Annotated in this window: 20 protein-coding genes; 7 read left to right on the top strand and 13 right to left on the bottom strand. The window is 36.5% G+C overall.

The window, feature by feature from the left end; genetic code table 11:
- Nucleotides 1–271: 271 nt before the first annotated feature.
- Both argS and ACQKN2_RS13485 read right to left on the bottom strand, forming a co-directional pair.
- Nucleotides 272–1939 (bottom strand): arginine--tRNA ligase, encoded by a 1668-nt coding sequence (gene argS, locus ACQKN2_RS13480; RefSeq protein WP_427415411.1) that lies wholly within the window; start codon nt 1937–1939, stop codon nt 272–274.
- A complete protein-coding gene (locus ACQKN2_RS13485; RefSeq protein WP_427415389.1) occupies nt 1939–2370 on the bottom strand; it encodes a DUF1934 domain-containing protein in 432 nt (143 codons plus the stop codon). Before ACQKN2_RS13485 ends, argS begins: the two co-directional genes overlap by 1 nt.
- Nucleotides 2371–2585: 215 nt before the next feature.
- Here ACQKN2_RS13485 and ACQKN2_RS13490 point away from each other — a divergent pair, with 215 nt between their 5' ends.
- Nucleotides 2586–3521 carry a threonine ammonia-lyase gene (locus ACQKN2_RS13490; protein ID WP_427415390.1) on the top strand — a complete coding sequence of 312 codons (936 nt, stop codon included), beginning with the start codon at nt 2586–2588 and terminating at the stop codon, nt 3519–3521.
- Nucleotides 3522–3586: 65 nt separating this feature from the next.
- On the opposite strand, the gene ACQKN2_RS13495 is transcribed toward ACQKN2_RS13490, so the two are convergent.
- The 7 genes from ACQKN2_RS13495 to ACQKN2_RS13525 form a co-directional block, all read right to left on the bottom strand.
- Entirely contained in the window at nt 3587–4345 is a 759-nt protein-coding gene (locus tag ACQKN2_RS13495; RefSeq protein WP_427415391.1) for a CPBP family intramembrane glutamic endopeptidase, read from the bottom strand.
- Nucleotides 4342–4911: a TetR/AcrR family transcriptional regulator gene (locus ACQKN2_RS13500; RefSeq protein WP_427415392.1), complete on the bottom strand. Its 570-nt coding sequence runs from the start codon at nt 4909–4911 to the stop codon at nt 4342–4344. The genes ACQKN2_RS13495 and ACQKN2_RS13500 overlap by 4 nt, the downstream gene beginning before the upstream one ends.
- A 307-nt stretch (nt 4912–5218) precedes the next feature.
- Nucleotides 5219–5353 (bottom strand): hypothetical protein, encoded by a 135-nt coding sequence (locus ACQKN2_RS13505; RefSeq protein ID WP_427415393.1) that lies wholly within the window; start codon nt 5351–5353, stop codon nt 5219–5221.
- 17 nt (nt 5354–5370) lie between these two features.
- Nucleotides 5371–6129 carry a CPBP family intramembrane glutamic endopeptidase gene (locus ACQKN2_RS13510; RefSeq protein ID WP_427415394.1) on the bottom strand — a complete coding sequence of 253 codons (759 nt, stop codon included), beginning with the start codon at nt 6127–6129 and terminating at the stop codon, nt 5371–5373.
- Nucleotides 6130–6345, bottom strand: a complete 216-nt coding sequence (locus tag ACQKN2_RS13515; RefSeq protein ID WP_427415395.1) for a hypothetical protein — start codon at nt 6343–6345, stop codon at nt 6130–6132.
- 376 nt (nt 6346–6721) lie between these two features.
- Nucleotides 6722–6916, bottom strand: a complete 195-nt coding sequence (locus ACQKN2_RS13520) for a hypothetical protein (protein WP_400725628.1) — start codon at nt 6914–6916, stop codon at nt 6722–6724.
- Between the two features lie 97 nt (nt 6917–7013).
- Nucleotides 7014–7397: a winged helix-turn-helix transcriptional regulator gene (locus tag ACQKN2_RS13525; protein ID WP_427415396.1), complete on the bottom strand. Its 384-nt coding sequence runs from the start codon at nt 7395–7397 to the stop codon at nt 7014–7016.
- Nucleotides 7398–7564: 167 nt separating this feature from the next.
- On the opposite strand from ACQKN2_RS13525, the gene ACQKN2_RS13530 reads away from it, so the two are divergent.
- The gene (locus tag ACQKN2_RS13530; protein ID WP_427415397.1) at nt 7565–8281 is read left to right on the top strand and encodes a 3-ketoacyl-ACP reductase; all 717 of its coding nucleotides are present in this window, start codon (nt 7565–7567) and stop codon (nt 8279–8281) included.
- Nucleotides 8282–8493: 212 nt separating this feature from the next.
- Here ACQKN2_RS13530 and ACQKN2_RS13535 read toward each other — a convergent pair whose 3' ends face one another.
- Complete coding sequence (locus tag ACQKN2_RS13535) at nt 8494–8625, bottom strand: hypothetical protein (protein WP_427415398.1); 132 nt, start codon at nt 8623–8625, stop codon at nt 8494–8496.
- 111 nt (nt 8626–8736) lie between these two features.
- Between ACQKN2_RS13535 and ACQKN2_RS13540 the strand changes: the two genes are divergently transcribed.
- Nucleotides 8737–9855, top strand: coding sequence for a hypothetical protein (locus ACQKN2_RS13540; protein ID WP_427415399.1), 1119 nt, complete (start codon nt 8737–8739; stop codon nt 9853–9855).
- 868 nt (nt 9856–10723) lie between these two features.
- Nucleotides 10724–11176, top strand: a complete 453-nt coding sequence (locus ACQKN2_RS13545) for an SRPBCC family protein (protein ID WP_427415400.1) — start codon at nt 10724–10726, stop codon at nt 11174–11176.
- A gap of 55 nt (nt 11177–11231) precedes the next feature.
- Here the strand turns inward: ACQKN2_RS13545 and speB are convergent, their stop codons facing one another.
- The gene (speB, locus tag ACQKN2_RS13550) at nt 11232–12104 is read right to left on the bottom strand and encodes an agmatinase (RefSeq protein ID WP_323648776.1); all 873 of its coding nucleotides are present in this window, start codon (nt 12102–12104) and stop codon (nt 11232–11234) included.
- A 416-nt stretch (nt 12105–12520) separates the two neighbouring features.
- Here speB and ACQKN2_RS13555 point away from each other — a divergent pair, with 416 nt between their 5' ends.
- Nucleotides 12521–14575 (top strand): transglycosylase domain-containing protein, encoded by a 2055-nt coding sequence (locus tag ACQKN2_RS13555; protein WP_427415401.1) that lies wholly within the window; start codon nt 12521–12523, stop codon nt 14573–14575.
- A gap of 351 nt (nt 14576–14926) precedes the next feature.
- Here ACQKN2_RS13555 and ACQKN2_RS13560 read toward each other — a convergent pair whose 3' ends face one another.
- On the bottom strand, nt 14927–15442 hold the full coding sequence (locus ACQKN2_RS13560; RefSeq protein WP_427415402.1) for a YwhD family protein: 516 nt from the start codon (nt 15440–15442) through the stop codon (nt 14927–14929).
- Nucleotides 15443–15595: 153 nt separating this feature from the next.
- Between ACQKN2_RS13560 and ACQKN2_RS13565 the strand changes: the two genes are divergently transcribed.
- Together ACQKN2_RS13565 and ACQKN2_RS13570 are read left to right on the top strand one after the other, a co-directional pair.
- Nucleotides 15596–15781 (top strand): 2-hydroxymuconate tautomerase, encoded by a 186-nt coding sequence (locus ACQKN2_RS13565; RefSeq protein ID WP_053484500.1) that lies wholly within the window; start codon nt 15596–15598, stop codon nt 15779–15781.
- A 178-nt stretch (nt 15782–15959) separates the two neighbouring features.
- Nucleotides 15960–16628 carry a class A sortase gene (locus ACQKN2_RS13570; protein ID WP_427415403.1) on the top strand — a complete coding sequence of 223 codons (669 nt, stop codon included), beginning with the start codon at nt 15960–15962 and terminating at the stop codon, nt 16626–16628.
- Between the two features lie 50 nt (nt 16629–16678).
- Here ACQKN2_RS13570 and ACQKN2_RS13575 read toward each other — a convergent pair whose 3' ends face one another.
- Nucleotides 16679–21883, bottom strand: a complete 5205-nt coding sequence (locus ACQKN2_RS13575; protein ID WP_427415404.1) for a collagen binding domain-containing protein — start codon at nt 21881–21883, stop codon at nt 16679–16681.
- Between the last annotated feature and the right edge of the window lie 217 nt (nt 21884–22100).

The raw sequence follows: 22100 nt of genomic DNA on the forward strand, positions 1-22100 counted from the left end.
TCCACGACTTTGACCTTTCTATCCACGACTTTGACCTTTCTATCCACGACTTTGACCTTTCTATCCACGACTTTGGCTGTTCTATCCACGACTTTGACGTTTCTATCCACGACTTTGGCTGTTCAGCTTCTTTCCGTCGCTTCGACGGTTCTATCCGTCGCTTTGATAATTCTTTCCGTCGCTGTAGCGGTCGCTTCCGATTCTTTCCGTCGCTTCTAAGACATAAAAAACCCCCGGCACATGATCGTGCCGGGGGTTAGAAAGACGATTATTACATTTTTTCTGGTGCTGATACGCCGATTAAGCGTAGTGCGTTGGCAATTGTTGTACGCACAGCAGTAATAAGGGCTAAGCGAGCTTCTGTTAGCTCTTTATTTGAAGCATCTAACACTTTTTCAGCGTTATAGAAGCTGTGGAATGCAGCTGCTGTTTCTTGAATATAGTTGGCGATACGGTGTGGTGTACGGTGCTTCGCAGCATCTGCTACCACTTTCGGGAAGTCGCCCACTTTTTTCAGTAAATCGATTTCTTTTTCAGCAGTTAGCAGGCTTAAATGATCTGTTGTTGCAGCAAAGCCTTGCTCATTTGCTGAGCGTAAAATAGAAGAAATACGTGCATACGCATATTGTGCGTAATACACTGGGTTTTCGTTTGATTGCGATACGGCAAGGTCAAGGTCAAAGTCCATGTGAGAATCGCCTGCAGTTTTCACGAAGAAGTAACGAACTGCATCTAAGCCAACTTCTTCTACAAGCTCACGCATTGTAACAGCGTTCCCTGTACGTTTAGACATTTTGAATTTCTCACCGTTTTTATAAAGTTGAACCATTTGGATGATTTCTACTTCAAGTGTATCGCGGTCGTAACCAAGCGCCTGAATAGCTGCCTTCATACGTGGGATATAGCCGTGGTGATCAGCGCCCCAAATATTAATTAATTTATCGAAGCCACGTACAATTTTATCTTCATGATATGCGATATCTGGAGTCAGATATGTGAAAGAGCCATCATTTTTAATTAACACGCGGTCTTTATCGTCGCCAAATGTTGTTGAACGGAACCAAGTAGCACCGTCTTCTTCAAATACATGGCCATTCGCTTTCAGTTTATCTAACGCTACTTCGATTTTGCCGTTTTCGTATAGTGAAGTTTCTGAATACCACACATTAAAGTTTACACGGAAGTTTGCAAGGTCTGTTTTTAACTTGGCTAATTCTAACGCTAAACCATGTTGACGGAAGAATGCAAAACGCTCTTCCTCAGCTTTTGATAAAATTGCATCGCCATGCTCGCCTGCTAGTTTACCAGCGATTTCAATAATATCTGAACCGTGGTAGCCATCCGCTGGCATTTCAGCATCCAATCCTAAAGCTTGCTTATAACGCGCTTCAAGCGAATAAGCTAAGTTATTAATTTGGTTACCTGCATCGTTAATGTAGTACTCACGAGATACTTCGTAACCTGCCATATCTAACACATTACACAATGAATCCCCTACAGAAGCTCCACGTGCATGACCTAAATGAAGATCACCTGTTGGATTTGCAGATACGAATTCAACTTGAACTTTTTCTCCTACCCCAGCATTAGAACGGCCATAATCAGCACCTTGCTCAAGCACGGCTTTTACTACACCTGATAGGAAATCTTTACGCACAGTAATATTCATGAAACCAGGACCAGCAATATCGATTTTTTCAATATCTGTACCTGCTGTTTCAAGATTTTCTAAAATAGCTTCTGCAATCGCACGAGGTGGTTTTTTTGCTAACTTCGTTAATTGCATAGCAATGTTTGTTGCATAGTCACCATTTGCTTTATCCTTCGGTGTTTCTAGGTGAATATTTAACTCTGTGCCAGCTTCGACTAAGCCAGCTTTTTCAACAGCCTGCGCAATTGCTACTTTAATGGCTTGTTGTACTTGTTCTACTGCGTTCATCATTGTACCTCCGTAAATGTAATGTCTAATGTATAATTGCCAACGGATTGCCCACCCATTAGTAAATCGTACTGTACATGGAAATCTCCGCTTACTGCCTGCTTTGTAAACGTCATTTCTTTCGTGTCTATGACGAGTGGCATTGAACCTAATTCACTTTCATAATGACCCATTTGTTGTTCAATTATGTTAAGTGGTAGTCGCATTTTTACTGCTCCATTACGCATAATTAATGCCTGTTCATTGCCTAGCTTCATAGTTGTGCGGATGATTTTATCCTCCTGCACTTCTTCATATCTCAAATATATGCTTCCTGCTTTTTCAAGTAGCTGCCCTGTCAGCAACATTTCGTAACCTTCAGATTCCCCTTCAATCGGGCGAATCGTAGAAATGAGCTTAATGTTCACCTGCGATCTTGCTTCGTTCGCCATTATGGACGCTCCCTTTTAATGTTTTTACTATAACCTTTTTATTATAGGATGAATACTCATAATTTTTCAAGATAGAAGTAAGTATTCTATGTGATGTGGCAGTAATTTGTTCATAATGACTTATTATTTAAGGATTGACATAAATCTCCTGTAAATCTACAGTTATGTTAAAGAATTTGAATTTTCAATTATTTTATCGAAATGAGGGTTGCTGTATGTTAACACTTGAACAAATTCATGCTGCTAAACGAAGAATTTCTCCTTATATATTTGAAACGCCTATTATTCAATTAAACGGGCTCGATGATCTTTTAGGCTGTCACGTCTACATAAAAGCCGAGAATATGCAAAAGACAAACTCCTTTAAGCTTCGAGGGGCTCTTAATAAAATGCTTTCCATACCACTAGAACAATTACAAAAAGGCGTAGTTGCTGCTTCCTCAGGTAATCATGGCAAAGGTGTTGCCTATGCTGCCAAGCTATTAAATTGTAAGGCAACAATTGTTCTGCCAAGTTCAGCACCTAGCGTTAAAGTGGAAGGAATACGTGCATTAGGTGCAGAGGTTGTCCAATGTAAGCTGGCGGAAAGACATTCCCTAACAGAAAAACTCAGTCGTGATTATGGCTATTGCAACATACATCCTTATGATGATTACGATATTATGGCAGGGCAAGGAACAGCAGGTTTGGAAATAATGGCACAGCTTCCTGATGTCGATACTATTGTTGTTCCTGTTGGCGGTGGAGGATTAATTAGCGGCGTTGCAACTGCTGTCAAATCCATAGCCCCTCATATCAAAATAATCGGTGTGGAGCCTGCTGTTGTTTCACGTTATACAAAAAGCTTAGCAGCTGGGGAAAGATTGCTTTTAGCGGAACAAAAATCTTTGGCAGATGCCCTACGACCTTTACAGCCTGGTGAACGGAACTTTCCAATTGTTCAACAGCTTGTCGATGAGGTTGTAAGTGTAGATGAAGCAATGATCCAACTAGGGATGAAAACCTTACTCTCCGAGGGTAAAATTATCGCAGAGCCCTCCTCCTCTATAGGAATTGGCGCTGCCCTGCAAGGAGCTTTACCTATTCGTAAAAACGAAAAAGTATGTTTCTTCATTTCAGGAGGCAATGTAGGATTAGAGTCTTTAATTTAAGGAGACTAGCCCAAAAAAGGCATCCACTCAAATGAATGAGTAGATGCCTTTTTGACATGTTGTGTTTAAACGTAACTCTCAGGATTTTTCAATTTCATAACATCCTTCTTAGGAAATAAAGCTCTCCAGAAATAAATCGCAAGACCAATTAACACTATACAATGAAAGACATAAATAGAAACGGCAAGGACATTCGGCTCACCATCAGTCAAAAAAGCTATAAAATCATGCGCTGCGTGCCAGATAATCGGAAACATAATACTTTTTGTCTTTGCAACAATTTCTGCACAAACAAACCCAAAGAGGAATGCAAAAGTTATTTGTAGTAATGTCATTAAAAGATCAGCACCGGAAAATACATTTGCAAGATGTCCAATACCAAACAAAATAGAGGAGCCTATAATAGCCGTTTTAAGCCCTTTTGCTGATAAATATTTGAAAATTAAGCCACGGAAAATAAACTCTTCACAAAGACCAACGGCCATAACAAATAGAAGCAAAATAAGTACATATTGCACTGAGAAACCATCTTGATCTGTAATACCATTTAAGAATGCAACCAGCTCAAAAATAACGATAACAACCATCCAAGCTTCTGCTTTAAACTTTCTAAATCCGAAATCTTGGAAAGAGAATTTACTTTTTTTCATGATCCAAAGAGTAACTAGTACACCAACTGCAAAGGCAATAAATTGAATCAATTTTATAGAGCTTAAGCTACTTATATTTTTGACAGCTATAATTACACCAGCTATGGTAGGAAAAATAACTACAAGCAAAGTAAATAGTATCGATAAAAGAATAGGTGAATTTTTCATTTTCATTTATTTTCTCCATTCAATAATTTTAGTTTAACGCCTTCAAAAACATCTTTTAAAATACCTTCAATTTCCGAGCTATCTAAATCGCAAGTATTCGTCGCACACATTGTCGCAATACCATGCGTAGTTAACCATATATCTATAAATAAAGATCTAGCAGAGGTTTGAGTTAATCCCGTTAATTTAGAAATTAGCGCTATAATTCCTTGGTTTTCTACTTCATTTATTAAATCCGAAAAGCTTGAGATTTTATATTTATTGGATAGGAATAACAGTTCAAATAACTTTTTTTCCTCACGAGCAAAGTTAATATAAGCTAACCCCATTCCTAAAAAAGAACTTTCTTGTAAGCCTTGAAACATTCTTTCGTTATAAAGATTGCCGGCTCTTTCATATATTGCATACTTTAAATCGTCCATGCTCGTGAATAATCGAAAAATGGGCTTTGTTGAACAACCTAATTCTTTTGCTAAATCCCTTGCATTCACACTATCAATGCCACTCTTTCTAGCCATTTCAAATGCACAATCCAATAAAATTTCCTCTGTAAACCGTTCTTTTGGTGCCAAAAAATTTTACCTCCTCGCAATAGGTAACGTTCGTTACCTATAATGTAACAGTATTTTCCTATTAATGTCAATAAGGTATTCAAAAAAATTCCAAAGAAATAAAAAAAGCTCACTTTGTAAATGAGCCCCCTTTTTCAATAGCTATTGTGATAAACAAAGGTATCCTTGGAATGATTATGTTAGTTAAGCTTTAAAAGCAAGCGGGGCTAAAAGTGAGCTCATTACGCTTCCTCACTTTTAGCCCCACACTAATCAATTATGCCTCGACATAATTGCGTCTGGAGGCTTTAGGCCAACACGATGTTGGTTACTCAGTCGTTGCCACAGGACGTGGCGTTCTTAGACTGAGTTCCTCTATTTCAGCCGGTGTTTGGACACCAACTGAAGAAGTTAAATAAATTGTTTTATCTAGCCCTGTACCAGTTCTCTTAGCGGATTCCATTAAACGTAACTCTCAGGCTACCCATTGTTTATGATAACCGCTCCCGCCTTATCTTTCTTAGTAAATAAAGCTTTCCAGAAATAAATTGCTAGACCTATTAACACTATACACTGAAAGACATAAATAGAAACCGCAAGGACATTCGGCTCACTTTTATCAGTCATGAAAGCAATAAAATCGTGCGTAGCATGCCAGACAATCGGGAAAATAATACTTTTTGTCTTTGCTACAATTTCTGCACAAACTAGCCCAAAGAGGAATGCAAAAATAATTTGTAGTAATGTCATTAAAAAATCCTGACCGGAAGCTAAATTTGCAAGATGCCCAATACCAAACAAAATTGAGGAACCTAGAACAGCCCCTTTAAGCCCTTTTGCTGATAAATATTTAAAAATTAGACCTCGGAAAATAAGCTCTTCACAAAAGCCAACTGCAATAACAAATAGAAGTAAAATAAATATATACTGCGCAGAAAAACCATCATTATCTGTAATACCATTTAAGAATGGAACCAGCTCAATAACAACGATAACAGCCATCCACGCCTCTGCTTTAAACTTTTTGAATCCGAAATCTTGGAAAGAGAATTTACTTTTTTTCATGATCCAAAGAATAACTAGAACACCAGCTGCAGTGGAGATAAATTGAATCAAAAATATTGAGCTTGAGCTACTTATATTTTTGATTGTTATAATCGCTCCAGCTATAGCAGGAAAAACAAGTGCAAGCACAGTAAATAATATTGATAAAAGAATAGGTGAATTTTTCATTTTCATTTATTTCCTCCATTCAATAATTTTTGTAACGCCTTCAAAAACGTCTTTTAAAATACTGTCAATTTCCAAGCTATCTAAATCGCAGGTATTCGTCGCACACATTGTCGCAATACCATGCGTTGTTAACCATATATCTATAAATAAAGATCTAGCAGGGGTTTGAGTTAATCCTGTTAATTTAGAAATAATAATCGAAATATAGGCTTTGTCGAACAACCTAACTCTTTTGGAAAATCCCTTGCATTCACACTATCAACGCCATTCTTCCTAGCCATTTCAAAAGCACAATCCAATAAAATTCCCTCAGTAAATCGCTCTATTGGTGCCAAAAAAAAATTTGCCTCTTTTCAATAGGTAACATACGTTACCTATAATGTAATTTTTTTTTCCTGGCTATGTCAATAAGATATGTGAATCTAATCAAAAAGTTTCCAAAAAAAAAATAAATAAAAAAGCTCACTTTGTAAATGAGCTTTTTTCCCAAGAAAGCATGGTAACTCCCCATATCTATTGAACCCTGTAATGATTATGTTAGCCAAATACAAGTGGGGCTAAAAGTGAACTCTTATACCTCCCCACTTTTAAATTCCCCTCATTCCAAATTTAACAAATTCGAAATAATTTCTGCACTCCCTGGTGAAAACATAAATATTGAGAATGAAATACATAATAATCCTACAAATACAATACCAATTTTCTTCATTAACAAAGATTGCTTTTTCGTAAATAGTCCTTTAAATATCAAAAACAGCCCTACAAATAAGATTAAAAAATACCAAACTCCCATTAGCTCACCCCTTTTAAAAAAGACGTTACAGGTTACGGAAAGTTCAACCGTCTTAAGGGCATTAAAGTTAAAAACAACACCGACAATTTAAATCATCCTAAATGATCTCGTTATTGCTTTCTTGTTTAATTTGATCAATTCTTTTTTTGCCCCAATCATACATCATCTCAACGATTGGTAATAACGTCATCCCTAGTTCAGTCATTGAATATTCGACTTTCGGAGGAACTTCTGGAAACACTTCTCTATGAACAATCCCATCTTCCATCAGTTCACGTAATTGGTTTGATAATATCTTATGAGATATTTTCGGAAAAAGTCTTTGAAGCTCACTGAAGCGATGTGGTCCTTCGACGCCTAAATGCCACAGAATAACAACCTTCCATTTACCGCTAATGATTGATAATGTAAGTTCTTTTTCACAATGATAATCATTATTTACTATTCTCTGTTTTATCTCTTCTCTTAATTTATCTGACATAGAGCTAACTGACTCCTTTTCTTGTAAGTAACTTTTAGTAACCTCCGCACCAAAAAGTGCACTCTTCACAATGTAGAAAACCGTAGTAAAATGAAGTTAGTCTTAAAGACAAATCTTAATCTATTTTTCGTCTAAATAAAACGATCTCATCTAAAGGAGAGAAAAAGATGCAAACAATCGCAAGAAAAGTGGCGTTAATTACAGGTGCAGGACGTGGAATTGGACGCGCAACAGCAGTAGCTTTTGCGCAAGAAGGTATTCACGTAGGTCTTGTTGGACGTACGCTTGAAAATTTACAACAAGTAGCAGAGGAACTAAAACAATATGATGTGAAGGTAGCCATTGCTGCGGCAAATGTAGCAGATTTAGACTCTATTACTACAGCCGTTGAATCTATTCGCGGTGAACTTGGCGCGATCGATATTTTAGTAAACAATGCTGGTATTTCAAAATTCGGTGGCTTCATGGACTTAACGCCTGAAGAATGGACAAATATTATCGATGTCAACGTAAAAGGTGTGTATTACACAACGCGCGCTGTATTACCAGAGATGATCGAGCGCAATACAGGCGATATCATTAATATTTCCTCAACAGCTGGTCAAAAAGGTGCACCAATTACAAGCGCATACTCGGCTTCAAAAGCTGCAGTTATTGGACTAAGTGAGTCATTAATGCTTGAAGTGCGTAAGAAAAATATTCGCGTTACAACATTAACGCCAAGTACAGTTGCTACAGATATGGCTGTTGAACTAAACTTAACAGACGGCAATCCAGAAAAAGTGATGCAAGCAGAAGATTTAGCAGATTTAATGGTTGCACAACTAAAACTTCACCCACGTGTTGTCTTAAAACATGCTGGACTTTGGTCAACGAATCCTTAATAGAACTCTATGAAATATCAAGGCGCTATCCGATGTATGTTGGATGGCGCCTTTTTTTAACAATATGCTCCTATGGGATCCATACAGTTTATGGCTACTTTCTCTAGGAATTGGATGAGTAAATAGTTTCTGTAGTTAGAGCTTAAAGTTAGCCCCACTCACCCGCTTCATTTCGAAGACCCTACTTATTTTATCCAGCTTACGCAAATGTATTATAAAGTCTCTATCGAAGTATTACTTGCACCTTCTTCCAGCCCCCACTTAAAGAGAATTATTTCCTTAAGTTCTAACTCTTCATTCATTAAATGTACAGCCTCTTTTTTCGCCTTCGATTTAATTATCAATCTATACCTTCCAACTATTTTAAAAATTTTTTAACTATAACTAACTTTTTATAGTTGGAAAGACGTCCAATAATTAGTAATTAAACCATTTAAACAAAAGGAGAAATAATTATGAAAAAAACAACTAAAAAATCTTGGATGATTGTATCAGCACTAACAATAGGGATGGCTGTCTTCACGCCATATCAAGCTGAGGCAACTACAACAACAAAAACAACAAACGAAATAACTATTAAAGCTGAGCAACAAATTAAAGGAACTATTAAAAGCGTTTACGGAGATAGCATCGCAATTAAAGGGAAAGACGGCAAAAACTATTATATCGACCTTCAGAAATTTTCAGATAAGCAATTAGAAAAAATGAACTTAGTAGAAGGTCAGGAAATCTCTGTAGAAGGTAGCTTAGTACAAGATTATTCAGATTTCTATACGTTTGACGTATATAAGAAAAGCTTACCTAAAGAAATAACAATAGAAGAACTAGCAAAATTAGAAAAGTTGTTTAATCAAACGAAGAAGTTAGAAAAAGAAGAGAAATATGATGAATTAGAAAAAGTTAATCTTGAAATGGATAAAATCACAAAGCCGTATATTTTAGCTAGCTGGGTACCTGTATCCTTTGAAGAGTTCATTGAAGAGTATGGATTTAGTGAAAAAAATATAATTATTAAAGAAAAAGATAAAAAACAATTGAAAAATATTTATCAACAGTGGATAAAACTAGAAAAATCCGGTAAAGAGGAAGACGCACAAGAAAAATTAGATGAATTCCAGAAGGTTCTTCAACCTTACTTAGAAGTTCTAAATCCTCCGTTAACATTTGAAGAATACATCTCAGATTTGGAATTAGATATTCCGGCTGAAGCCATGCCAAAACTAAAAACTTTATACAATGATGCTAAAAAAGCTGATAAAGATAATAATGATCAATTAGCTGAAAAGCTATGGGGTGAATTCGATGAAATGATTAATCCTTATTTTAAGCCACTTAGCTTTGAAGATTACTTGTCTGACTTTGATTTCGAAATCAAGGCAAATGATCAAAAAGAATTAAAAAAGCTTTATGAAGAAGCAACAGCTCTTGATAAAAAAGGTGATTATGAAAAATCTAAGGAAAAATGGGATGCTATCGACAAAATTTTAAATCCATATTTTGAAGCAAATAAAGAAATACTAATCTCAGCTTCTAAAGTAACGATAAACGGTAAAGTTTATACTTCAAAACATTAATATATATTTCAGGGTTATCCCAAAAGTCATTAAACAATGATTTAGGGATTAACCCCTTTCTTATCTCCTTATAGCCCTATACGCTCTTTGTGAGTATTTTTCTCGCCATATTTTTTTGGTTATTAACAGTCTGCAATTTTGCTGAGTCCCAAATTGCCCCACTCATCAACTAACCTTAAATTTCAGAGTTGGTGACAACTTTGCTCTAAGCAAAAAAATGGATTACGGCATACACATGCTACGATTCTAATGAATAATGGTATCCCTGTAAAAGCCATTGTCGAACGATTAGGAAATACTGCTGAAATGATCCATACAGTTTATGGACACGTTCTCTAGGAGATGGTGGTGCAAACAGTATCTGTATTTAGTCAAAGTTTAAAGAAAAATGGGGCTAGCTTATCGCTAACCCCACTCCAACCGGTTTATATCAACACTAGAAAACCTTACTTATTTTACCCAGCCTAAAGTGGAATCAATGCACAATGCTTCCTATTCATATAACTAAACATTAATACCTCAACGTTTTATGGTGTTCTTTATAAGTCTAAACTACGCAAAACTAGAATTAATCCCCACTCTAACAAAACGATTCCAGATTTCTCTTTATCTACACTGACCAGAAATCCACATCATAGTTGAGAAAATGCTGACAAAATCAATGCTAAACATTACTAGATTCATTATTTTTATCAACAAAGTGAAATGTTATTTAAAGTAATAACTCTCAAATAGATATATTTCCTTTGCAACTATCTAGTACAATTACATTTAGTGATAGCCTTAATTTTTCTGTTTGAGGCAAAGATTTAAAGGATAAAATAAAAAAAATCCATAATTTTATTATTGGAAGTAGAGGTGCTTTTTGATGAAAACATGGACAAAGACTATTAACATAAATGCTCCCATAGAAAACGTTTGGAGATTGCTTGATGGCTCTTTAGCTGATTTGCAAAAGATTATGCCACAAGTAGTTGAAAACAAACCTATAAAAATAACGGAAGAAGTGGTTGGCAGTGTTTACCGCCAAAAATATAAAGAAGGAAAACGTATCGAAGAATATGATGTAGAAACAATTGAATATACGAATACACCTGATAAAAAAATATTGAAAGTAGGCTTTACACTCGCTAATATGTTTGAAATTACAGCTTACTATGAATTAAATAAAATAAATGAAACAGAGACTTCTTTTACTTATACTGTAACAAATAATCCGTTAAAATGGTTCGTAAAATTATTTTTATTATTTGCTTCGGACAAAGTAGTCGTTGAATTTCTAGAACGTGTCAAAAAAGTGTCTGAAGCACAATATTATTAACAACTCAAAAAACATTTACTCTCCTGGAGCAGATGTTTTTTGAGTTGAGCCCTACTTATTTTACCCAGCCCAAAATCATTTCTCTCAATAACTTTGAAGCTGTATTTGCTGTCATTTCTGATGTGTCGTAGATTGGTGCTACTTCAACTAGGTCAAAGCCCACTACATTGACGTTACTTCCTGCAATCGCATGGATTGATGCTAGTAATTCTTTTGATGTAATGCCTCCGCAATCTACTGTTCCTGTACCTGGTGCATGTGCTGGATCAAGTACATCTATATCAATCGTAACGTAAACATTACGTCCCGCTAAAGATGGTAATACCTCTTTTAATGGTTCTAGCACTTCAAATTTTGAAATGTGCATGCCATTTTCCTTCGCCCATTCGAATTCTTCCTTCATACCTGAACGAATACCAAATGAATATACATTTTTTGGTCCGATATGTTCAGCAATTTTGCGAATCGGCGTTGAGTGTGAAAGTGGCTCCCCTTCGTATTCTACACGTAAGTCTGTATGTGCATCGAAGTGGATAATTGCTAGGTCATCATATTTTGCTGATACAGCTTTCATTACAGGCCACGATACTAAATGCTCGCCACCCATACCTACAGGAATTTTTCCATCTGCTAAAAGCTTCTCGATATATTTTTCAATTTCATCTAATGAGCGTTGTGCATTGCCGAATGGTAACGGTATATCACCCGCATCAAAATATTTCACTTCTTCTAACTCACGGTCTAAATATGGGCTATATTCTTCTAGACCAATGGATACTTCACGAATACGCTGCGGACCAAAACGTGAGCCCGGACGGTAACTAACTGTCCAGTCCATTGGCATACCATAAATGACCGCCTGAGCATCCTCATATGTAGGATGACTTTTTATAAAAACATTTCCTGAATAAGCTTCATCAAATCTCATTACTAGACCTCCACTTTTAGAAATTAATCCTATTACATTCATTTTCATCAGTTCATCACTGAATTGATTTCCGTTCTGACTGAGGGCGTCCAATCTCCCCTCCAATCATTTTTCCACTTGAAATCTGTTTTATAACTTTCGATGATGAACCTTTTACCGTTACTCTATTAAGGGCTTACAGGAATGTAATGAAACCTCTTTCCCTGTATCCTCGTATACATTATTGGAACGTCTAGCAGAATTCGATTAAAATCTACAATGTGCTATTCTTTTGTCGAAAGCTAGCATTTCAAACAGTACAAAAAAAGTATAGATGTTTTTGAATAAAGTGCAATAGTTTTTACCAATAATTTCGATTAAATATGAATGTTCAAACACATACTATACGCAAGTGTGAGAAAACGAGGTGAAGTCGGATGAAGAGAAAAAGCTATCAACGTAAGCAACAACGTTCAAAGCGTACACGTAAAGCACTTACCTATTTTGTTGCCTTTACATCCGCAATTGTAGTAGCATTTATAGCTTTACGCGTCTATATTCAAGTGGCTGGTGCCCCGCCTTTAACCGTACCTAAAGCCTCTATTTTCTTAGATGAAAATGAGAACCAAATTGGGGATCACTTTACGAATGAACGACGTTACTGGGTTAGTCTGGATGAGATGTCTCCCTATTTAAAGCAAGCAGTAGTAGCTGTTGAGGATAAAGATTTTTATAAGCATGGCGGTTTAGATTTTTCTCGTATCGCTGGTGCATTATTAGTTGACCTTAAAGCTGGAAGTAAGGTTCAAGGAGCTAGTACAATTACACAACAATATGCTCGGAATCTATATCTTTCACATGAGAAATCGTGGACACGAAAATTAAATGAAGCACTGTATGCTTATAGATTAGAAGTTTTTTATGATAAGGATGAAATACTGGAAGGTTACTTAAATACTGTTTACTATGGCCATGGTATGTACGGCGTAGAAGCTGCAAGTCGATTTTATTATGGAAAATCTGCAAAAGATTTAACACTTGCGGAAGCAGCAATGTTAACTGGGGTTCCAAAAGGGCCAAGTATTTACTCCCCTATTGTCAATATAGATAAGGCAACTAATCGTCAACATGTTATTTTAAAACTGATGACCGATCAAGGTGCTATTACGCAAGATGAAAAAACACGTGCAGAAAGTGAAAAGCTTGTCTTAAAGAATGATAGCTGGGTAGCCACAAAATCTGTAGCACCATTTTTCCTTGACGTAGCATGGCAAGAGGCTAGTGAAATTTTGAAATCAAAAAATCTCGACATTAGTGAAGGTGGCTGGACTATCCAAACAACTCTTAATCTAGAACACCAAAAGGCAGCTGAAGAAGCTGTAGCTAAACATATGCCTGCTGATGATCTTCAAACTGCTTTTGTTAGTATGAAATCCAAAACAGGTTCCGTTACAGCATTAGTTGGAGGTCGTGACTATGCTGCAAGTTCATTTAACAGAGTTACACAGGCAAAACGTCAGCCAGGTTCGACCATTAAACCTATTTTATATGCGGCAGCTTTAGAGAATGGTTATACACCATTAACATTTTTAAATGTAGGTGAGACAACTTTCACTTATGATCATGGACGGGCCACATATTCACCTAAAAATGTGAACGGTCAATTTGCAAACCATGATATGTCAATGGCACAAGCTATCGCTATTTCTGATAATATTTACGCTGTTAAAACTCTAGAGGAGATTGGATTTAAACCATTTCACGAAATGGCTGATCGCTTCAACGTGACTATCGGTGCGAAGGACAATTTATCCATGGCGCTTGGGACGACTGAAACAACATTATATGAAATGACGAATGCTTATAATATTTTAGCATCGCAAGGTAAAGAAACTACGCCTACTACTATTGTTACTATTAAAAATGCTAACGGCGATACTATCTACGAAAATAAAGAAGTTAGTAAAGATGCTGAAACAGTTCTCTCAAAAGAAAATACGTATATCTTAACAGAAATGATGACAGGTATTTTCGATCCAGTCTTTAGCGATTATTCTCCCGCTACAGGGATTAGCATTCGCTCCCGTATGACGCATACGTATGCAGCAAAATCTGGCTCTACTAATAGCGATCAGTGGCTAATTGGATTTACACCTAGCTTAACCGCTGGCGTATGGAACGGCTATGATCAAGGAAAAAATCTAACAGCAAAAGAAGATACTGCTGCTACTAAGCAAATTTGGATCGACTTTATGGAGACTGTTAATAAAGGAACAAAGAACGAGGATTTCAAAAAACCGAAAGATGTTAAAGGTGTGGTCGTCGATGTTGAGTCAGGTAAATTAGCGACAAAAGCCTGCCCTCAACAACGTCTCGTCTATATGGATGCTAAAGATGTACCAACTGAAAAATGTTCAAACTTTGATGTTCTCGATACCAATACGTGGGGAGAATTCTGGAATATGCTCCCATTCAACATTTTTAAAAATTAACAAATCGCGCGGAACCTTTATCAGCGATAAACGTTTTATAAGCGAAGGCTCTCGACAAAGTAACAGACATATACGAAAAAGAAAAGCTTTCTCTTCCCCGGAGCCGTGTCCGTGGGAACAGAAAGCTTTTCTTATTTTTATGGCTCGCGAAGTAGATGAGCATCATGGGGCATTTGGCTTGGGTTTGGGTTGTTCAAATGCCGCATAGCGCTCATCACATTCGCAGAACCAAGTGTCCTAGCTTACTAAAATGTAAGCTCTTTATCAAGTTTACTTTGTTTCAAACCCACTTTCAACCTTATATGAAAGCGATTATAAAATGTCACAGATTGTTCAATCATTGTAGGTCTATTAAACAAATAAATCTTGACGCAATTGCTCCTCACTACGTGCCCATAAGTCCGGATTGAGCTCTGCTAGGAAAGAAGCTAACACTTTTTTAGACGGTGCATCCATATGTTCTACAATAATATGACGCTTCATAGATTTATCCATTTTATTCACATGATCAGCTAAAACTTTATAGCCTCGACGTTTTTCTCGATTAACTACCATTTCACACGCTGTTACACCTGCATAGTAAGGTCCATCAGCTTTATGGTCGATTGTCACCCATACTAGCCAATACGCTTTCCCACCTTCTGAATCAGCGCGATCTGTCGTAAACTTAATACCTCGTTCCACATCACTGCGAGCATGCATAGCACCGATTTCAACTGATGCCGTCCCCTCTTCTATATCGATAATGACTGGCGATACGTTTTCAAGCGAAAGCGAACCGATACCAAATCCCTTATGTCCGTCTGTTGGGTCATTTTTAATAATAGTAAAGCCCATTTTTTGTTTTGGTTTTTCTTCATTTGCCATACTTTAACTACCTCCATTCTGCTATTATAAAAGTAAAGCATAGTTATGCGCATTAGCGTCGTAATAAAACACGACACTGGCATGGCGCAAAAAGAAGTATATACTTTCTTATAAACTAACTATACAACATTATTCAATAAAGGAGGCAATATTATGCCATACGTAACAGTGAAAATGCTTGAAGGTCGTACAGAAGAACAAAAACGTGCACTCGTAAAAGAAGTAACAGAAGCCGTTTCTCGTACAGTGAATGCGCCACCAGAAAATGTAACAGTCTTCATCGAAGAAATGTCTAAAAACCATTACGGTGTTGCAGGCGTACGCTTCAGCGATAAATAAAGGTTAAACGGGTAGAGCACATAAAGCTCTACCCATTTTTAACGTATGGTGCCTTCTAGTGTTTTGCAACGTTTAGAAGGCTGTTATTGCCTTGTTACGGGCGTTTTTTCGGTTCTAGCAGCGGAAAAGGCTCGCTACCGGCAACTCGTAATTTCAATACTAGGATGTGATTTATGACATGAATAAATTTAAACTACCACTACTCATTTGTATGCTTATCGTTGGCCTCTTCCTTATTTTTATAAACCCCATTCAACATGCAATTATCGCCCATTTGAGTAAACAATTAAATACAGCTGATTACAGTGCTGAGGAGATAGCAAAAAACAAAAATGCAGATGCCGATTTTGAATTTGAAGCCGTGCAATCCCTTTCCATTGCGGAAGTTTTAAAAGCGCAGACAACCGCCAATAAAATGCCTGTCATTGGTAGTATCGCAGTCCCTAGTGTGGATATGAAACTTCCTATCGTTAAAGGAGTTGGCAACGCCTCTCTTGCCGTTGGAGCAGGCACGATGAAGCCTAATCAAAAACTTGGACAAGGAAACTACGCATTAGCAGGTCATTATTTTGAGGAAAAAGATATTTTATTTGGTCCCTTATACAAAGCTAGCATAGGAGCTACGATTTATTTAACGGATTTAACGAATATTTATGAATACAAGATAACAACTAAGGAAATCATCGCTGCAACGGATGTTTATGTTATTGATGATATCCCTGATAAAACCCTTCTAACTCTCGTTACATGTGCTGATGAGGGTACGAAACGACTTGCCGTTCAGGCAGAATTTGTCGAGCACTATCCATTCGACAAAGCACCTGCGAAACTATCAGAAACCTTCTAGCATAAGAAAAACCCCAAGATTTTAAGATCTTGGGGTTTTCATATTGAAAATTATTTCACTTCTGTATTGCGACGACGCAATAAGAATAATGCACCTAGAACAAGAGCTACACCAATTAGTGTAAGAGCTGTTTGGTTTGCTCCATTTGTTTGTGGCAATTTGCCTTGCGCATTTAACTGCGCTTCCAGTTCTTTTGCATCCGCTTTGATTTTATCAATATCAAGATATTTCTCTACTTCTGCCTGTTCCTCTTTAGATAACTCTTTGTATTTATCGAGGAAATCCTTATATTTATCTAATGTATCTTTATCTGCTGTAGAAGGATTGTATGGCTTTAATTCTTTTCCTTGATCAATGACTTCTTCTACATTTGGTTTTTCAGGGTTTGTTGGATTTTTTGAATCCGTTTGGTTACCTGAACCACCTGGAGTTGTTGGATGAACTGGCTTCTCTGGCTCTGGTTTTGGTTTTTCTGGTTTAACCGGCTTCTCTGGTTCTGGAGTCGGTTTTTCTGGTTTAACCGGCTTCTCTGGTTCTGGAGTCGGTTTTTCTGGTTTAACTGGTTTTTCTGGGTCTGGTTTTGGGTCAACTGGCTTTCCTGGATCTGGGTCTGGATTAGGCGTCCAACCACCGCCGCCTTCGCCGCCACCTGTTGATTTAGGTTGCACTTCTGCATAGCATGTATCTTTTACAGTAAATGAGCCAATAAAACTATTCCCCTCATATACATCGTACGTACCCTGTTGAATAGCTTTTTCTGGTAATACAACTTTTCCTTCAATACTAGTTGTGAGAACTTCTGCACCTTTAACGATATTACCTTTAGCATCTTTTATTGTTATCTTTGCATTCACATTAGGCGTTCCAAGTACAGTTAGTACTGTTAATGTAAATGTAGGACAAGCAGGTGCTGCTGATATTGCTGCATGACAACTTACTGAATATTTAACAGTTATTTGACCAATGTATAGATCACCTTGATAAACATCATAGTCACCTGAAGGAATTTTATTAGGTTGAATCGTAATTCGGCCTAATTCATTAGTCGTTTGGCCAGTAGCAATAATTGCTCCTGTTTTATCTTTAATTGTGATATTGCTAACATTAGGGCGTGGATTGCCATTTTCATCCTTCACCGTTAATGTGAATAGTTCACATTTTGGTGCTGGTTGAACAGTTGCTTTACATTCGATATCTGTTTCGAAAGTACCAATTTTTTCACCATTTACTTCAACTGTGTAAACACCTGGTTCTAAATCAGTTAATTTAATAACACCTGTCTTAGTTGTTGTGTTAATAATTTCCTTACCGTCAGCATCTTTAACAACAATTATTGTAGTATCATCAGTAATTTTATTACCATCTACATCTTTTACAGTTAATTCAAACTCTTCACATTTTGGTAATTGTTTAACGATAAATTCATGCCCACAGTCTTCTGTATACGTTAAAGTTACTGTTCCTAAGAATTGTTTACCTTCGTACACCATATACTCACCTGGCTTCACGCCATTAGTAGGATTATTTTTGTTAGATTTAAAAATAAACTTACCTGATGCGTCAGTTGATGCCTTTACTTCTGTAGTACCTGATTTTAATGTTAATTCTTTAATATTTGTACGGATATTTCCGTCTGTATCTTCAACCACTATTGTGAAGTTTTCGCACTTAGGTGCTGGTTGAATTACATTTTCATCATTACAGTTACCATCGTATTTCACTGTAACGCTACCTAACTCATTACCTTTTGAATCATGAACATCGTATTGACCAGCTTTAACTTTTTCTGGAGTAAAAGTAGCTTTACCGTTTTCAACGGGATGATTTTCTGTTAAACCCGTCACTTTACTTACTAATGTTACTGTTCCATTAACTAATTTACCGTCAATATCGTATAGTGTTAATTCAAAATTTGGACACGCTAAACCACTTAATGGTTTGTTTTCAATTTCAATCACTTGGAAGCCAGCATACTTACCTGAAGTTTCGATTTCTTTAGCATCAAGTTCGAATTCTTTTGTTAATGGTTCATAGCCTGGCTGTGTTTCTTCAATTACTTTATATTTCTTACCAGCAGTACTTGGAGCTAATTTTAAACCGTAGTTTAAATAGCCGTCTGCATCTGTTGTTTTTGACGCTAACACGGTGTTACCTGTGTATGGTCCTTGTAAGTCAAACTTAACTTTTTCCATTGGTAAACCTGTTGCTGCATCTGTTTTGATAATGACGAATGGTACTTTACCAACTTTACCACCACCATCATAAGTGAAGTTGTCTTTATTAAACACATCATTACCATGATCACCATCTGTACTAGTATAAGTAACATCTACTTTGTTGTTTAAACTCTCACCTGATGCTCCCATAAATACTGTAGAGTACGTAACATAATATGCTTTATCACCATTAGGTAATTTTAATGTAAATGTACCTTTTTCAATATCAACATTAAAATTATCATCGGATAAAATAATTTCTTTACCACGAGTCGGTGTTGGATTAGTTTCTGTAAAGTTCATTTCATATACCTTAAATGAATCTTTTAAAATCAATTGGTTTGGATTACCTTCGCTGTCTTTATCTACAGTGTCAGTAATAACGATGTTATTTAATTGTGACTGAGCATAGTTAAACTTAAAATTCCAGTTAACTTGTGGAGAATTACCTACTTGTTTGCCTGTTTTATCTAAGATGTTCTTAGTATGAGCAACCGATACATCTTTCTCCCATTCTGCGTTAGGTGTAGTACTTGTTTTTTCATACAATGCTGCTTTATTACTAATTGTAATGTCTGAACCATGTGGGAATACATCATCAGCATCTTTTGATGTATACGTCACCTTATAAGGTCCTTTAATCGGTCCTAACTCAAGCACGATTTCATTTTTGTTAGGTGATTTATTAGTGTACCCTTCTGATGAGACTGGTACAAATTGTCCTGCTGCATTTAATTTACCTTCAGTTACTGTAATACTAGTAACTTCTTGAGATGGATCTAGTGTATCTTTAAACACCGCATCCTTGAACTCATTGTAGTTAAAGTTTAGCTCAACATCCCAATGGAATGTTTTGGTTTCATAGTCGTAATAACCATCTTTCTTACCATTTGCTTTTTGTTCTTCTTTAACTTCTTGCGTTGCTGAATCTGACGACTCCGATATAAATATACCAGTGTCTTTCAATTTCACAGTATTAGTGTAACTACGATCATTTGTACCAATATCTTTAATTTCATACTCTGTTGTATAGTTAATTTCAATTACACCATTAACAGGCTGTTCTAATTTAAGAATAAATCCTGTTTCTTTACCATCAACAACTGTTTTATTTAAAGTAAATTCTGTAAAATCAGCACCATCAACAGTGACTGTTAAACCATCTTTTAATGTTAGTAACGAACCATTATACGTATCTTCAAATGTTGTACCTGATTTCAACTCGTATTTTGCTTGGTTCGCCACAATCTTCCACGATATTGTTTTATTTTGATAGTCAACGCCAAGAGCAGATTTATCTAATACTAGATCTTCCTTTTTATAATGAGAATAGGCGATACTTTCCAAACCATCCTCACGAGTAACTGTATTTTTCACTGTAATTCCAGTTGTCGGATATACACCATCAGGCTTTGTTTTGTATTTAATAACGTAAGCTCCTGTTACATCGTCATTAAATGACAATTCGAAACCGTTTGTTCCATTAAGCGTTAATTTATATCTGTTTTCATGAACAAGCGTGCCATCCTCTTCATAAACGTTCACTTTTTCAGCTAAGATATGTGTCTCATCCCATGTATCAGTTAATATTGCCTGTTTTGCTGGAATATTACGTTTATTAAAGTTGTATTTAATCGTCCATTCTGTTGTTAAATCAGCAATATTTGGACCTGAACTTGACTTTTCTAAAGGTGTACCGAATTCAACATTCACATAAATTGGTTCTGTTGATGTTCCATTGTAACTAGCAACGTTACCAAAGTCTGCATATTCAACATTACCCGGATCGCCAACTTTTGTTGTATAAGTAATACGGTAACCTGTATGTTCCTTATTAGGTAAGCTCATTGTCATTTTATTACCGTCAATATTATATTCTGGTACTGGTGTTAATGCGTTACCTACGGTTAAAGCTCCCGTTGGAGAAATACTTAATTCTGTTACAGTTGGACTACCTTCGAAACTATGTTGACCTGTTAGTATATCAGTAAATGTTGTATTATCAGTGTTTGTATTAACACCTAAGTTCGTATTGACATCTACTACCCATGTAATCAATTCGCTGTTTTTACCATCACGATCTGCTTTACCTGATTTAGTAATTATTTGACCGCTATTAGCTGGTTGGAAATTCAGTTCAATTGTCTGGAATCCTGGTACTTCGATATTCTGTAACCAATCATTACCTACAGATTGTAGTTTACCTTTAATAGTAAAATAAACATCTTCTACTATTGTACCCGCATCAGCTTCATCACGAATTTTATCCGTAAATGTAAGTGTAGCAGTTTGCCCTGAAACTACGACGTTACCAATTAAAGCACCTTGATAATATAAAGGTGTGTCTCCACTTAGACCTGCAAACTGACTCGGCAATGTATAAGTTAAAGTAGAGCCTGCACTATATTGGTGACCAGGGACTAAACCTAAATCCACTCTAAATTCTACATTATCTCCAACTTTGCCTTGTGCCGATTTTTCAGAAACTTCTGCCCCATTAATTTTTAAAGTGATTGTCTCTTTAAAATTAGGATCTTCTCTATCAACAGGTAGACCCGGTGTTATTTGCTGTGGTGATTCAGCCTCTTCTGGTTTTTCAGCATTGGCCTCTTCGTCCTTATGGTCATCTGTACTTGATGTTTTATCTTCTTCTGTACTTGATGTTTTACCTTCTTCTGTACTTGATGTTTTACCTTCTTCTGTACTTGATGTTTTATCTTCTTCTGTACTTGATGTTTTATCTTCTTCTGTACTTGATGTTTTATCTTCTGTACTTGATGTTTTATCTTCTGTACTTGATGCTTTCTCTTCTGTACTCAGATTTTTATCATCTGTTCTACCCTCTTCATTTGTGAGGCTAGTATTATCACTAGATTTTCTGCCATCTGTTTCAATTTTTTGGTTATGATCTTGCTGCTCTAACTCTAACGGTGTTGAAGAAGTGTCTTCAATCGCTAACACCGAAATCGGCGATAGGACTGTTTGGAATACGAGTAGCATTAAGATAATTGCTATGTTTAGTTTTTTAAATTTTTGCATGTTTCTCTCCTTTTCTAAGTTTAGAGAACTACCTGTTGGCGTTTGCTGACGACGTTGCATCCTTTCGTCATGTCGAAAAGCATGCCGCAAACAATAGGTTGGTCCCTCTTTCCTTCTATTCAATGGTCGTCTATATGAATACACTCGAATAAGTACTCACGAATAGGCACTTACGATGACTTATGTATGTGCGATGTACAATTAGAATATATCCATA

Source organism: Lysinibacillus sp. NPDC093688, assembly GCF_050280145.1.
Lineage (GTDB): Bacteria > Bacillota > Bacilli > Bacillales_A > Planococcaceae > Lysinibacillus > Lysinibacillus xylanilyticus_B.